We start from the raw sequence: 14880 nt of genomic DNA on the forward strand, positions 1-14880 counted from the left end.
CATGTCGCGGGGGGCGCAACACGCATAATTTCACTCCAAAGCCAGTATTCCGGGGAGCCAGAAAGATGGACTACGAGCGATTTTTCAGCCAGAGCCTCGAAAATTTGCGGGAAGAAGGAAACTATCGCGTCTTCATCGATTTGCAACGTCGCTGTGGATCCTTCCCGAATGCGCGCCAAACCGACGGGCAGGTGCAGCGGGACGTGCGGATCTGGTGCTCGAACGACTACCTCGGCATGGGCCAGCATCCTGCCGTGATTTCGGCCATGCATGACGCGCTGGACCGCTGCGGTGCAGGCGCGGGTGGAACCCGGAACATCTCGGGCACCACGCATGACCATGTGCTGCTGGAGGCCGAACTGGCCGATCTGCACGGCAAGGAAGCCGCGCTTTTGTTTACCTCGGGTTATGTTTCGAACTGGGCGGCCCTTGGCACGCTGGCCTCGAAAATCCCCGGCCTGATTGTGTTTTCAGATGCCTTGAACCACGCCTCGATGATCGAAGGCATCCGCCACTCACGCGCACAAAAGGTCATCTGGAAACACAACGATCTTGAGGATCTTGAGGCGAAACTGGCCGCCGCTGATCCCGACGCGCCGAAGATGATCGCCTTTGAATCAGTCTATTCCATGGACGGCGACATCGCGCCCATTAAAGAGATCTGCGATCTGGCCGACAAGTACGGTGCCATGACCTATCTGGATGAGGTTCACGCCGTTGGCCTCTATGGCCCGCGCGGCGGCGGTATTGCCGAGCGCGAAGGTCTGATGGATCGCCTGACCGTGATCGAAGGCACGCTGGGCAAGGCCTTCGGTGTAGTTGGTGGTTACATCGCCGCCTCTGCCGCGCTGTGTGACTTTGTGCGCAGTTTTGCCAGCGGGTTCATTTTCACCACCGCCCTGCCCCCGTCGATCGCAGCCGGTGCTGCGGCCTCGATCCGGCACTTGAAACAATCGAATGCCGAACGCGATCTGCAAAAGGCCCGCGTGGCGCAGGTTCGCGCCCGCTTGGATGCTGAAGGCATCCCGCATCTGCCCAACCCCAGCCACATCATCCCGGTGATGGTCGGTGATCCGGTGAAATGCAAATTCATCTCGGACACGCTGTTGGAAGAGTTCGGCATCTACATCCAGCCGATCAACTATCCCACGGTCCCCAAAGGGACCGAGCGTCTGCGGATCACGCCGTCTCCGGTTCATACCGACGCCGATATCGACCATCTGGTCAATGCGCTGTCAGCCCTGTGGCAACGGTGCCAGATCGCGCGGATGCCGATGGCCGCCCAATAACCATAGCGCCCCTTGCTTGGATAACTGCCGCCCTTTTTAGGGCGGCTTTTTTCTTTTTCAGATCAAGAAAAGGCCGAAGATCACCACTGCGAACCCGGTGAGGACCATGGTGAAGCCGCGCAGCCAGGGCGGGCTGGTGGCAAGGTCCAGATATTGGGCAAGGATTATGCGGGATTTAGCCAGCGCAAGGATCAGTATTCCACCGCCCAAAAGCTTCGATGGTATAGGCATCATGGTCAGCATTGCGGATGCGAAGCTGAGCGCCAACAGGGTAAGCCAGGCACGTGTGATCGGGCTTGGGAGCCTCCGGCGGGAGTGCTTGGGTATCGATGATGAAACGCCCATTGTTTTCATCCCAGCAGGTAGATCACGGGGAACAACATGATCCAGACTAGATCGACCATATGCCAGAACTGAGCGCCCGCCTCGATATTGCGAGGCTCATCCCGCCACGCGACCAGCAGCAAGATACCTACCCCGGCCAGCACATGTGCGGCGTGAAACCCGGTCAGCAGATAGTAGAACAAAAAGAACGGATGCGTTTCGAAACCGATGCCCTGTGCCGCTTTGTCCGCGTATTCCGTGCCCTTGATGATCAGGAACACCACGCCCAGCAAGGCCGCCCCAATCAGGGCCAGGCGCGCCGCTCCGCGACGGGCAGCCTGCCGCCAGTGCAGGGCCTGCGCGGCCAGATAGCCAGACGTGACCAGAACAGCGGTATTGAACGCCGCCCCCGTTCGGTGCAGATGCGACTGCGCCTCGGCAAAGCCCGCCGGGTCGGTCAGGCGCACGCCCATAAAGGCGATCATCCCGGCGCCGAAGACCAGCAATTCCGAGATGATCAGAACCCACATCAGCAACTCGCCCGGAAGCTCGTCGATCAGAGAGGTATCGCTCATGCGCCGACCAGTTGACGGTAGATCTGCGGCAGGGCCATCGTCAGGCGATGCGGGTCGGGGATAACGGCAAAACCGCCCTGCCCGAACATGCGTGGGAACCAGCTTTTGCCGGTCTTGTCGATAGTGACGCCAAAGACCGACTGCCCGGCGCGGCGCGCCTCACGCACCGCCATGCAGGTGTCCTCGATACCGTGGCGGCCCTCGTAGTGGTCCAGATCGTTGGGCTTGCCATCGGTGATCACCAGCAGCAACCGGCGTTTACGGGATTGCTTGGCCAGATCGGCAGAGCAGTGACGGATCGCAGCGCCCAGCCGCGTGTAGTGACCCGGCCGCAATGAAGCGATCCGCTGTTCAACCGTTGTGCCCATCGGTTCATCAAACCGTTTGCAACGCTGCACATAGACCCGCTGACGCTTCAGCGAGCTGAAGGCGTGGATGGCGAAATCGTCACCACAGGCATTCAGGCCCCAGGCGAGCGCGGCCAACGCCTCGCGTTCGATATCGATCACGGCGCGGCCTGTGACTGCGCTTTCGGTGGACCGGCTGACATCCAGCAGAATCGACACAGCCAGATCACGCGCCACGGGGCGGGATTGCATCCAGACGCGTTCGTTGCCTTCGCCGCTGGCCATCCGGTCGGTTTCAGCACGGACGGCGGCTTCGATATCCAACTGATCCCCGTCCAGATGGCCGCGCGTCATGACACGTCCGGGGCGCAGGGCCTCGAACTGGCGCTTGACGGCGCGGATGCGGCGGGCGGTGGCGGGGTCCTTGCCAAACTCGGCGGCGTCTTCGCGGATATCTGCGTCAGACAGCAGAACATTCACGTGGTCCGGCAGATACTGCCCGGTGCGCACATCCCATTCGGGATAGAGGATACGGCCGGAAAGGCGTTCGCGGTTCACATCCTCGGGCGCGAGATCCAGATGCAGTTTCAGCTTGGTGGGCGGTGCCTTGGAAATCTGCCCCAGCCCGATCTCTTCCTGATCGTCCGCTGCCTTTTTGGCGTTGTCGGGGTCGTCATCATCGACCCGGCGGTTGAGGTTCAGGAACTCGGCCCAGCTGAGGATCGCCTCGAACTTGTGCAGGATCAGGCTGTCTTTCCGCTCGGCCTGATCAGATTTACGGCGGCGAGCGCGGTGGGTCTTTTCGCCGGACTCTTCGGGCTCGCCTTCGGTTTCCGGATTTTCGACCTCGTTATGTTCGGAAAAGCCAACAGCGCGCAACTCGGGCCACAGGGGCACCGGGCGGAACGGCTGATAGCCACGCGGGGCCGTAACCTCATCGCCCATCTCTAGGAACGACTGGGCGCAATCCGACAACGGTTCGGGATCGCCCAGCATATGGCGAACGATGCCTTCCACCGCAGCCTCAACCGGCGGCAAATCGGGGACGCTGCGCTGATGCAGCAACCCCTTGCACAGTTCTGTGTAAAGCGGGCGCAGACCCGGCGCGTCTTCCAGCGTGGCCTCAACCATCTGCCGGGCCGCAGCCAGCGCGTGCAGATCGGCGCGCAGCGGGTCTTCTTCGTCAATTCGGGTTCCGGCATGAGCGGCCGCAGCGGCCAGCCAGACATAAAGCGCGCCATTCGCCTCGCGCAGGGGATAAACCGCCAGACGATCCGGCAGGCGCAACACCTCGCCGTCGAACGATGCGCGTGGCATCAGTTCGACCTCGGTGGCCAACTTGCGGCGCCAGCTCAGGCGGTGACGTGAAACCTCGGGCGAGACCGGGCGCAATTCAACGCCCGGACTACCCCCAAGCCCTCGAAAGAGGACTGCCAGCCGCCCCGCGACCTCTGAGAGGTCGACCGCGGCTCCAACATGCACCTCAGGTGCATCGAGGCGGCTGGCAAGGGTGTGCCACAGTTTCCCGATCGTTTCTTCGGGTTCCCATGGCTCAAATTCGATCCTGACCATCGGCCGGCCTCACCCAAAGACAGCCGTGACAAGATCGAGGAGCCCGCGTTTGATGTCCTCGTCATCAGTCAGAGGTTCGATCATAGCGGCAAGGATGGCGCGGTCGGTCGACATGCCCTGTGCGATCAGCGTCGCGGCATAGACAACCAGACGGGTGGAAACGCCTTCCTCAAGGTCCTGACCCTTGAGCCCGCGCAGCTTGTTCGCCAGCCGGATCAGCGGCTTGCAGCGCTCCAGCGCCAGCCCGCTTTCCTGGGCGACAACCTCGGCCTCCATCTCGGGCGACGGAAAGTCGAACTCGAGCGAGATGAACCGTTGCCGGGTCGAGGGTTTCAGGGTTTTCAGGATGTTCTGGTAACCGGGGTTGTACGAGGCCACCAGCATGAAGCCGGGTGCGGCCTCAAGTTCTTCACCCGTGCGGTCGATCGGCAGGATGCGCCGGTCGTCGGTCAGCGGGTGCAGCACGACGGTCACGTCCTTGCGGGCCTCAACCACCTCATCAAGGTAGCAGATCGCACCTTCGCGGACCGCGCGGGTCAGGGGGCCATCGACCCACACGGTCTCGCCACCCTTCAGCAGATAGCGCCCGATCAGGTCGGCAGCGGCCAAATCGTCGTGGCAGGCCACGGTATAAAGCGGACGACCCAGACGGGCGGCCATATGGGCCACGAAGCGGGTCTTGCCGCAGCCTGTCGGCCCCTTCAGTAGTACCGGCAGGTCGTTGTTGTAAGCAGCGGTGAACACATCGCATTCATCGCTTTGGGGCAGGTAGAAGGGGGCGTTCGCCGCCCCCTCATTCATTTTTATGGAGCCATCCATATCCATTACTCCGCTGTGACGTGGTCAGGATCGTTTTCCAGACGGTCGCGTTCGATCGGGCCGGGTTCAACCATCTCTTTCCGGGGCACCCAGATCGAGTAGATGAACAGCAGCGCACCGAGGACAACGACGACACCCGAACCAAGACGCATCCAGTAGAAGATCGCGATCTGGTCTTGCACGTCCATGAAATAGTCACCAACCACACGTTGCATGTGCGTCTGCACGGTACCGCCGAAGGTCAGCACGAAGGTCATGAAGACCATGCCGCTGGTCATCAGCCAGAACGAACCCATGTTCAGCACCTGGTTGTACGGATCACGGTTTTTCAGGATCGGCATTGCATAGCTGAAGATCGCCAAGTTGAGGCAGACGTAGGCACCGTAGAAGGCCAAGTGACCGTGTGCTGCGGTGATCTGCGTACCGTGGGTATAGTAGTTCACCCCGTGCAGCGTGTGCAGGAAGCCCCAGACACCGGCACCGAAGAAGGCGAGCGTGGCACAGCCCAGCGACCACAGCAGCGCGGCCTTGTTGGGGTGGTCACGACGGCCCTTCCAGACCATGACGAAGGCAAAGGCCATCATCGCGAAGAACGGGATCACTTCGAGGCTCGAGAAGATCGAACCGATCCACTGCCAGTACGCAGGCGTACCAATCCAGTAGTAGTGGTGACCTGTCCCGAGGATGCCCGAGAACAGAGCGGCGGCGACGATGACATAGAGCCATTTTTCGACGACCTCACGGTCCACACCGGTCAGCTTCAGCATCAGGTAGGCCAGGATCGAGGCCATGATCAGTTCCCAGACGCCTTCGACCCACAGGTGGACAACATACCACCAGTATTGTTTGTCCAGAGCCAGGTTGCCCGGGTTGTAGAAGGCGAACAGGAACAGCAGCGCCAGACCCCACAGCCCCAACAGAAGGATGTTGGTGATGGCGGTCTTCTTGCCCTTCAGAACGGTCATCGACACGTTGTAAAGGAAGATCAGCGCGGCCACGACGATGCCCGCCTTGACCCATTTGGGCTGTTCAAGGAACTCGCGGCCTTCTTTACCCAGCAGCCAGTTGCCTTCGAACAGGTTGAAGACATAGGTCACAACCACGCCCAAAGTACCGACCACAAGAATGATCAGCTGTAGATAGGCCAGCTTGGGCGAGTGGATCTCGCGCTCGGATTCTTCCGGGATCAGGAAGTAAGCCGCACCGAAGAAGCCCAGGATCAGCCAGACGATCAGCGAGTTGGTGTGCAGCATCCGCACGATGTTGAACGGCAGAAGCTCACTCAGGAAGTTTGGGAACACATAGATCAGACCGGCCAGAAGACCGCCGATCACCTGGATCGCAAACAGGGCCATTGCCACCGCAAAGTAGGCGTAGGCGATTTTTTGGGATTCGTATTTCATTTCTCCGTTCCCTTTCTCAGCCTGCCTCGTTGGGCGGCCAGCCCTGAGCGTCGATATTGTCCGTCCAGATCAGGAAGTTGGTCAGGTCGCGGAGTTCTTCGTCGCTGAGGTTGAATTGCGGCATCTGCCGACGACCGGGAATGCCGGTCGGCTGCGCCTCCATCCAGCCTTTAAGGGATTCAAAGGCCGATTCCGGGTCGTCGAGGACGCCCCAGCGAGTCATGACGTTCGCGACTTCGGGAGCAAAGTAGGCCCCTTCACCCAAGATCGTATGACAGTTGATACAGGCGTGTTTTTCCCAGACATGTTTGCCCCGGACCACACTTTCATCGAGTTTTGCCGAGTTCTCGGAATTCACGATATACCAGTGCGAATGGGCCGACAGGGCCAGAAAGATGAGGATAAAGAACAGTGACCCGCCATAAAATATGTTGCGGGCCATGCTCTTGGTCATGACTTCTCGCATTGCGCTCTCCTTTGCGCAGATTAGCTTGTCTGATCAACATGGCGGTTGGGCCATGGTGTCTCCTTAACGAAAGTCAAGACTGGCCGAAGTAATTAAAATTCATCCCGCCCGGCCCGTGCGCGGGCCTGTCAGGGCGGGCCACATGGCGATCAGGTACAGCGCAAAGGCACAGACCCACAGTCCGTCAGACAACAGCATCGCCACCATGTAGCCAGCGTTCAGCTCGGCCCCGACCCAACGCGACAGGGCAGCCACTGCCATCAGCCCATAGGCAACAACCATTGGGGCCGGAGCGATCAGCGCTCGGCCGCTGTGGCCCAGCGCAGCGCGGCTCATAACCGCCAGGGTCATGCCGCCCACGCATCCGATACCCAGAACGTGCAGAGCGGCGACCTCATTGCCCAGGCCCAGCACCGACAGACCCCAGAGAATCAAACCCAGCGCCAACATCCCAAGCCCCAGATGAAGGGCCAGCAGAATCGGCTGCCGTGCCGCCCAACGCGCGCGCCAGCGGGACATGCGCAGAACCTGCACCGCGCCCAGTGCAAGCGCCCCCACTCCGGCCACCGGCCCGGCACCAAACACCAGGGCGGTCAGCGGCAGAATCAGGGCCAGAATCATGCCCGCCTTATCCAGGGCAGCGACCGACACCGGCCAGTCCGCCTCGGGGACGCCCTCGCGTTTCATGGCATTGCGGGTAAAGGCCGGCGTGATTCGCCCACCCAGGATGGCGATCATCGCGCACAAGCTCAGCAATCCTGCACGCAACCCGGTTTGCAGCGTGTCGGCCGTGAGCCCCATCCATTCTAGATGAGTCAGCATGTCTGCGACCCAGATCAGACTGAGCAACAGCAGGAAAATCATGTTCTGCGGCTTCGGACGACGAATCAGCTGGGTCAGGATTTTGGCTGCCAGAACAGGCACAAAGGCCAGATCGACCACCGCAACGAACACCGGCGGCAGCATCCCGGAAAACCACATGGCCATCCGCCCCGCCAGCCACAGCCCGGCTGCCAGAGTGATAAAGCGTGCTCGGGCTTCGGGGGCTCCGGTCCAATTGGGCACAGCCGTGAGAAAAAACCCGCCCAGCGCAGCGGTGGCATAGCCAAAGATCATCTCGTGCGCGTGCCACATCTGAGGCGTCACGCCATAATTAGGCGCCATGTAAGGCACCGCCAGCCACAGTCCCCAGACCAGCCCCACAAACAGGCCGTAGAGGCCCGCGGACAGAAAGAATACACGGAACCCCTCACCAAGAACACGGGTGACGATTGCGGGCATGGCTGCTCTCCTTGACGGTTTTGCAACTCGTAGCAGCGCGACCGAACCGGCGACTTAACCAAAATCAAAACACCGAAAACATGCCCCTAAGACTCAGATTTTCCCGAGGTTTTTTTGGCGTTTTTTTCCGGCTGGCTCTCGAATTGCGCCCCCCGTGTTGACTTTCGTCAAGGAGTGGCCCCGCGCAATGTCTCACCCTAAGAGATGCCTCACCACGCAAATGGAGAGTGATCATGTCACTTGGAATCAGCTACAACAAAACTGGCCGCGCCTTTGGGGCCGGTTTGGCGATGCTGCTGGGCAGCGTCGCTGCACCAGCCTTCGCCGAAGAGCCAACCCTCAGCGAGGAAGCGTTTGAATCATCCAAACAGCTTTATTTCGAACAATGCGCAGGCTGTCACGGCGTTCTGCGCAAAGGCGCCACAGGCAAGAGTCTTGAACCACATTGGAAGAAAACCGCAGCCGACGGCACCGTGACCGAAGGCGGAACCCTTGCACTCGGGCAGGAACGTCTCGAGAAAATCATCGCATGGGGTACCGAAGGCGGTATGAACAACTTCTCGGACATCATGACCGAGCAGGAAATCAAGGATATGGCGACCTACATCCAGATGGAGGCTCCCAAGCCGCCTGAGATGTCGCTGGAGCAGATGAAAGAGACCCGCAAGGTCTATGTCGAAGAAGCCGACTACCCGACCGAGCCGCTTCACGGCCGCAACTGGGAAAACTTCTTCGTCGTCATCGAACGTGATGTGGGTAAAGTGGCCGTTATCGACGGTGACACCAAAGAAGTGCTGACACACATCCCGACTGGTTACGCCGTGCACGTTCTGAAAGCATCGGAACACCACAGCATTACCGAGCCGGAACACCCAGGCCGCTTCTGGTACACCATGGGCCGCGACGGCAAGATGACCAAGATCGACCTCTGGCAAAAGCCTGAGAATATGTTGGTTTCGGAAGTCAAAATTGCTTATGACGCGCGTGACGTGGCCGTTTCCGGCGACGGCAAATACGTCATCGGTGGTGGTTACTGGCCGCCGCACTTCGCAATCGTTGACGCCCAGACAATGGAACCGGTCAAGGTTGTTTCGACCCGCGGCGTGAACGTGGACGGCGACTATGTGGAAGAGGCTCGCGTGGCCGCAATCTACACAACGCCGAACGAGCCGACCTGGATCGTCGCGATCAAGGAATTGGGCCAACTGTGGCAGGTTGATTATACTGACCTGGACAACCTGCGGATCGACAAGATCGACTCGGCCAAGTTCCTGCACGACGGGTTCTTTGACCCGACTGGCCGGTACTTCCAAATCGCCGCAAACGCGTCGAACAAGATGGTTGTTGTCGATACCCAAACCCACAAGCTGGAAGCGATGATCGACACGGCCGCGTTGCCGCACCCCGGTCCGGGCGCCAACTGGGTCGACCCGAATTGCGGTCCGGTCGCTGGCACAACCCACCTTGGTGTCGGTACCGTGACTGTTTGGGGCAACGATCCTGAGAATCGTCCGGATGATGCCTGGAAGGTCTGCTACGAAGTGGAAACAGACGGCCCCGGCCTGTTTGTTCGGACCCACCCGAACTCGGACTACATCTGGGCGGACCAGACCAAGCACCCCGAGCCTGAAATTCAGCAATCGGTGCAGGTCATCTCGAAAGAGACCGGCGAGATCGTGAAAACCATCCAGATCACCGAAGACGAAGGCAGCGCTGCCGTTCACTTCGAGTTCAACGCGGATGGTACCGAGGTCTGGGTCTCCAAGTGGAACCTGTCGGACTCGAAAGAGCCCAACGGTCAGATCGTGATCTTCGACGCCAAAACGCTGGAAGAGATCGGTCGCATTGAAGGGCTGTATGCCCCGACCGGCAAGTTCAACGTCTACAACCGCTCGAACCACGTCACCTGACGGGATCGCAGGAACCATCGGAAAGGGCGGGCCCCTCGCCCGCCCTTTCCTCGTTTGACCTTTCAGCCAAACTCACCGGCCTGCCACCCAAGGCCAGACAAGACAGCCAAAACGGAGCCCGGATATGACTTCCGAACCGGAAAAGAAAAAACCGATCTGGCGCCGGTATTTCCTATGGGGAATGCCCGTGGCCGGCATTGCCGCAGCCTTTGTCGCCGGCATCGTCTTCTGGGGCGGATTCAACACCGCCATGGAAGCCACCAACACCAAGGATTTCTGTATCTCGTGCCACGAGATGCGCGATTTCGTTTACGAGGAATACACTGGCACGATCCACGACGTGAACCGTTCCGGTGTGGGCGCGGTCTGTTCCGACTGCCACGTGCCCAAGGACTGGACCCACAAGATCATCCGCAAGATCAAGGCGTCCAAAGAGCTGTATGGCAAGATGGTCGGCACCATCAACACCCGCGAAAAGTTCGAGGCCAAACGCGTACACCTGGCCATGAACGAATGGGAGCGAATGAAGAAAACCGATTCGCGCGAGTGCCGCAACTGTCACGACTTCGAATCGATGATGCCGGAATTCCAGAGACCCCGTGCACGTCAGCAGCACCTGAACGCGATGGAAATCGGCCAGACCTGTATCGACTGCCACAAAGGTATTGCGCACTCGGATGCGCGCGACCGGGCCGACGAAGAGTATCTGGAAGAGCTAGAAGCGCCGAATCCGGCCTTCATCCGTCCGATCCCGCCGGAATATCTGGCCAGCCTGGCCAAGATCGAGGCGCAGGAAGCTGCTGAAGCCGAGGCCGAACAAGCCGCCAAGAAAGCGCAGCAAGAGGCCGTTCAGGCCCAGATCGCAGCCGCTGTTGACGCAGCCGTTGCCGAAGAGCGTGCCAAGGCAAACGGAGAAGAGACCGCAGCGCCTGCCGGCGGTGGTGGCGGCGATGTCCCAGGCAACGTCGACTGGAACGCCGTGGCCAGCGCGGATCTGAAACTGTTCTACCCCGGTCAGGCTTCGTTTGAATGGGTGCAGAACGGCAAGTTCCACGGTGGGGCCCGTCCGTTGACAAAAGGCGGCGATCAGTGCTCGACCTGTCACGCCAAGGAACTGGACACGATCGGCAACAAGATTGTCGCCGGTGGTGATCTGGAGCCGACGCCGATCCCAGGAAAACGTGGTGTGATCGACGCTACCGTTCAGGCCGCACATGACGACGAGAACCTGTATATCCGCATGCAATGGCCGGATGCAGGCCACAACCCGGCACCGTTCGTGGACGGTGGCAAGATGGACCCCGACAACCAGATCAAGGTTGCCATGATGATCACCGGTACCGGTATCGAGATGGGCGAACAGGTGGGTTGCTGGGCTTCGTGCCACGCCGACAACTCGTATATGCCCTTTGATCCGGGCGCGGAGGCGATTGCCGCCAATGGTGACGTCTCGGGTCGTCTGGCCGCTCAGGACACGGTGACCAAATACATCAGCGAAAGCCGCACCGAAGTTGATACCAAAGGCCGCCGCGGCAAGCCGATGGGTGGTTGGGATAAACTGCATACCGCCGAGCAGATCGAGCAGTATCTGGCCGACGGTACCTATCTTGACCTGATGCGTGTCTATGCGGACGGCAGCGCCACCAACGGCTATCTGCTGGAACAGCGCGTGGTCAATGACGGCGAAATCGCCGCCTCGGCCGAGCTGTCCGGGGGCATGTGGACGGTGGTCTTCAGCCGCCCGCTGAACTCTGGCGCGCCCGGTGATGTGCCACTGGAGGCTGGCAAGACCTACACGGTCGGCTTTGCCATCCACGACGACTTTGCCGCCGCGCGGTTCCACCATGTGACGTTGAACACCAGCCTTGCGTTGGATGACGACTCAGCTAACATCAACGTGGTAAAGCAATAAACGAGGGGGCCGGGTGATCCGGCCCCTTCCCCTTTGGAAAGGAGACATGGACGATGAAACCCCACCGCCTTCTTCCCGCGCTGCTGCTTATGGCTGCGCCCGCCTGGGCCGATGAAACCGTCGGTATCTGCGCCGAGGCCGAAGAGCGTTATGTCGAACAGTTCGGCCAGCCTTCTTCCGCCGTCGAGGACGCCGAGGTGGTGCTGATGTACAAATATAATTTCTGCCCCGGCGAGTTGACGGTAAAGGCAGGCACCACCGTGCGCTGGGTGAACGTGGACAAACGCACCAGCCATTCGGTCCTTCTGAAAGACGGCAGCGAACCCGAAAGCGACCGGTTGTTCCCCGAAGAATCGGTCGACATGACCTTCCTCACACCCGGCCCTCAGGAATACCTGTGCGGACCGCATTGGGAAACGCAGAACATGATCGGCATGATCACTGTCGAACCCTGAGCCGAGGCAATAATACAGGCAAGATCAAAGGAGCGCGGGCGCAAATCCCGCGCTCCTTAACTTATGTCAAGGAGGTTGGTTTAGGATTGCGCCAACTTGCCCTCATGACACGCCCGGTCCCCCCAGCAACGTCCCCTATTCGCGCGTGGAAGCTGCCGGAAGGTCCGGGTTCCGAAGACATTCAGAACAAGCGAGTTAGCACATGAGCGGTAAGGTTTTTCTGATTGGCGCCGGCCCCGGCGACCCCGAGCTGATGACCCTGCGCGCCCTGCGTATGCTGCAAGAGGCCGACGTGGTCGTCTATGACCGGCTGGTTTCGGACGGAATCCTCGCCCTGCACGCCGACGGTGCGCGGCTGATCCCGGTGGGCAAAGCCCCCAAATGCCACACCGTACCGCAGGACCGTATCAACGAAATCCTGAAGGAAGAGGCGCTGGCCGGTCACACCGTAGCACGGTTGAAAGGCGGCGATCCGATGATCTTTGGCCGCGGTTCGGAAGAGGCCGCCTACCTGATGGCCCACGGTGTCGCCGTTGAATACGCGCCGGGCATCACGGCAGCACAAGGGGCGTCCTGTTCGACCGGCGTGCCACTGACCCATCGCGGGCTGGCGACCTCGGTGCAATACGTCACCGGCCACCGGCAGGCCGACAAGGTGCTGGACCTGGACTGGAAACGGTTGGCCGATCCCGATTCGACTCTGGTGGTCTATATGGGTGTGGCCAATATCGGCCAGATCGCCGTGGGCTTGATGACCGAGAACCTGCCCGGATCGACCCCCGTTCTGGCCGTGGGCAAAGCCACCACACCGGATGAAAGCCGCATGGTATCGCGCCTTGATCGGTTGGCAGCCGATGTCCGTAAAGCCGACCTGAAAGCGCCAACACTATTCATCATCGGCAAGGTGGTATCGCTTTATGCGGAACGGCCGCTGGCGGATCTGCTGGAACAGGCTCATGGCTAAGCTTGGTCATAAGGGCCTGAGGCAGCGCCCGGCCCCGGCGGGGTGCCAGACGCCTTCCCGGGGGGTGGGTCGGGCGCGGCCTCGCAAGTCGGCCCAGCGACCGGGCTGGGCGGCGCACGCCGTGCTGACAACCGCCGTCGTTCTGGCCACGTCCGCCTTTGCCACCGACGCGCTTGATCCCAACGCTCTGAAACGACTTGTCCATCAGGATTGCGGCTCGTGTCACGGGCTGTCGCTGAAAGGTGGCCTTGGCCCTGACCTGCGATCTGAGTCGCTGGAACACTATGATCCCGACGTCCTGACCGGGGTCATCCTTGACGGCATTCCCGACACCGCGATGCCCCCTTGGCGGCCTCTGATCAGCGAAGAAGAGGCCGAATGGATCGCCCGTTACCTGCTGGAACAGGAGGCACAATGAAACATCTCGTCCTCGGCCTTGCAGCCGCACTGATGATGACAACGGCACACGCCGAACCGACCGCAACCGGAGACCTGGGCCTGGTGATCGAACGCGCCAAAGGCTCGGTCCTGCTGGTGGACCAATCCGACCGGGCCGCGCTGGCGCGGATTGAGGGGCTGGGCGATCTGTCCCACGCCTCGCTGGTCTATTCGCCGGATGAACGCTTTGCCTATGTGTTCGGGCGCGATGGCGGCCTGACCAAAGTCGATATCGTCACCCGCCAGATCGTGAACCGCGTCGTGCAGGCAGGCAACGCCATCGGCGGTGCGATCTCGGACGATGGCAAACTGGTCGCCGTGTCGAACTATGAACCCGGCGGCGTACGTGTCTTTGATGCGGACACGCTCGAAATGGTGGCTGACATCCCCACCGACAGCAAAACCATCGGTCTGGTCGATGCGCCGGGCCGTCGCTTCGTGTTCACCATGTGGGACACGGGCGAGACCTGGATCGCCGATTTTGCCAAGGGCGACCCCGAGATCACTAAAATCACCGACATGGGTAAAAACCCCTATGACGCGCTGATCACCGCCAATGGTCGCACCTATATCACCGGCCTGTTCGGTGAGGATGGTCTGACCGCGCTGGACCTGTGGGCCGACAACCCTGAACCGATCCGTGTACTGCCCGATTACGGGCGCGGACAGGAAGAAATGCCGGTTTACAAGATGCCCCATCTGGAAGGCTGGGCGCTGACCGGGCGCGAATTTGTCCTGCCCGCCGTTGGCCATCACGAGGTTCTGTGGATCGACTCTGACACCCTGACCGAAACCGGGCGCACCAAGACGCATGGCCAGCCGGTCTTTGCCATGGCGCGGCCAGACGGGCGTCAGGTTTGGGTGAATTTCGCCCATCCGCTGAATGACACGATTCAGGTGATCGACAGCGTCAGCAAAGAGATCATCCACGAGTTCAAGCCCGGCCCCGCTGTGTTGCACATGGAGTTCACCCCGCGCGGGCATGAGGTCTGGCTCAGCGTGCGCGATGCTAACAAAGTCATGGTCTATGACACCCAGACCTTTGAAAAACTGCGCGAAATCGATGCGGACAGCCCCTCGGGCATTTTCTTTACCGCGCGTGCGCACAGAACAGGGCTGTGACCG

The 14880-nt window shown here is 60.5% G+C and carries 14 protein-coding genes; 7 read left to right on the forward strand and 7 right to left on the reverse strand.

Features of this window, described 5'->3' with window-relative positions:
- Positions 1-65: 65 nt before the first annotated feature.
- Positions 66-1289, forward strand: a complete 1224-nt coding sequence (gene hemA / locus ACR0KW_RS08895) for a 5-aminolevulinate synthase (protein WP_480804647.1) — start codon at positions 66-68, stop codon at positions 1287-1289.
- A 57-nt stretch (positions 1290-1346) separates the two neighbouring features.
- Here hemA and ACR0KW_RS08900 read toward each other — a convergent pair whose 3' ends face one another.
- The 7 genes from ACR0KW_RS08900 to ACR0KW_RS08930 all read right to left on the reverse strand — a co-directional run bounded on the left by ACR0KW_RS08900 (position 1347) and on the right by ACR0KW_RS08930 (position 8076).
- Positions 1347-1634, reverse strand: coding sequence for a cytochrome C oxidase subunit IV family protein (locus ACR0KW_RS08900; protein ID WP_480804648.1), 288 nt, complete (start codon positions 1632-1634; stop codon positions 1347-1349).
- 5 nt (positions 1635-1639) lie between these two features.
- On the reverse strand, positions 1640-2188 hold the full coding sequence (locus tag ACR0KW_RS08905) for a cytochrome c oxidase subunit 3 (RefSeq protein WP_480804649.1): 549 nt from the start codon (positions 2186-2188) through the stop codon (positions 1640-1642).
- Positions 2185-4107: a nitric oxide reductase activation protein NorD gene (locus ACR0KW_RS08910; protein WP_480804650.1), complete on the reverse strand. Its 1923-nt coding sequence runs from the start codon at positions 4105-4107 to the stop codon at positions 2185-2187. Before ACR0KW_RS08910 ends, ACR0KW_RS08905 begins: the two co-directional genes overlap by 4 nt.
- Before the next feature lie 9 nt (positions 4108-4116).
- A complete protein-coding gene (locus ACR0KW_RS08915) occupies positions 4117-4926 on the reverse strand; it encodes an AAA family ATPase (protein ID WP_480804651.1) in 810 nt (269 codons plus the stop codon).
- Positions 4927-4931: 5 nt separating this feature from the next.
- Positions 4932-6329, reverse strand: a complete 1398-nt coding sequence (locus ACR0KW_RS08920) for a cbb3-type cytochrome c oxidase subunit I (protein ID WP_480804652.1) — start codon at positions 6327-6329, stop codon at positions 4932-4934.
- A gap of 16 nt (positions 6330-6345) precedes the next feature.
- Complete coding sequence (locus tag ACR0KW_RS08925; RefSeq protein WP_170448418.1) at positions 6346-6795, reverse strand: c-type cytochrome; 450 nt, start codon at positions 6793-6795, stop codon at positions 6346-6348.
- 99 nt (positions 6796-6894) lie between these two features.
- Positions 6895-8076, reverse strand: coding sequence for an NnrS family protein (locus ACR0KW_RS08930; RefSeq protein ID WP_480804653.1), 1182 nt, complete (start codon positions 8074-8076; stop codon positions 6895-6897).
- A 233-nt stretch (positions 8077-8309) separates the two neighbouring features.
- Here ACR0KW_RS08930 and ACR0KW_RS08935 point away from each other — a divergent pair, with 233 nt between their 5' ends.
- The 6 genes from ACR0KW_RS08935 (at position 8310) to ACR0KW_RS08960 (ending at position 14877) form a co-directional block, all read left to right on the forward strand.
- On the forward strand, positions 8310-9986 hold the full coding sequence (locus ACR0KW_RS08935) for a cytochrome D1 domain-containing protein (protein ID WP_480594328.1): 1677 nt from the start codon (positions 8310-8312) through the stop codon (positions 9984-9986).
- A gap of 124 nt (positions 9987-10110) precedes the next feature.
- A complete protein-coding gene (locus tag ACR0KW_RS08940; RefSeq protein WP_480804654.1) occupies positions 10111-11898 on the forward strand; it encodes a NapC/NirT family cytochrome c in 1788 nt (595 codons plus the stop codon).
- A gap of 53 nt (positions 11899-11951) precedes the next feature.
- On the forward strand, positions 11952-12353 hold the full coding sequence (locus tag ACR0KW_RS08945) for a cupredoxin domain-containing protein (RefSeq protein ID WP_480804655.1): 402 nt from the start codon (positions 11952-11954) through the stop codon (positions 12351-12353).
- 202 nt (positions 12354-12555) lie between these two features.
- Positions 12556-13317: a uroporphyrinogen-III C-methyltransferase gene (gene cobA, locus ACR0KW_RS08950; RefSeq protein WP_480804656.1), complete on the forward strand. Its 762-nt coding sequence runs from the start codon at positions 12556-12558 to the stop codon at positions 13315-13317.
- A complete protein-coding gene (locus ACR0KW_RS08955; protein ID WP_480804657.1) occupies positions 13310-13735 on the forward strand; it encodes a c-type cytochrome in 426 nt (141 codons plus the stop codon). Before cobA ends, ACR0KW_RS08955 begins: the two co-directional genes overlap by 8 nt.
- Positions 13732-14877, forward strand: a complete 1146-nt coding sequence (locus ACR0KW_RS08960; protein ID WP_170403340.1) for a cytochrome D1 domain-containing protein — start codon at positions 13732-13734, stop codon at positions 14875-14877. Before ACR0KW_RS08955 ends, ACR0KW_RS08960 begins: the two co-directional genes overlap by 4 nt.
- Positions 14878-14880 lie beyond the last annotated feature (3 nt).

It is taken from the genome of Ruegeria sp. CG11, from assembly GCF_056537245.1.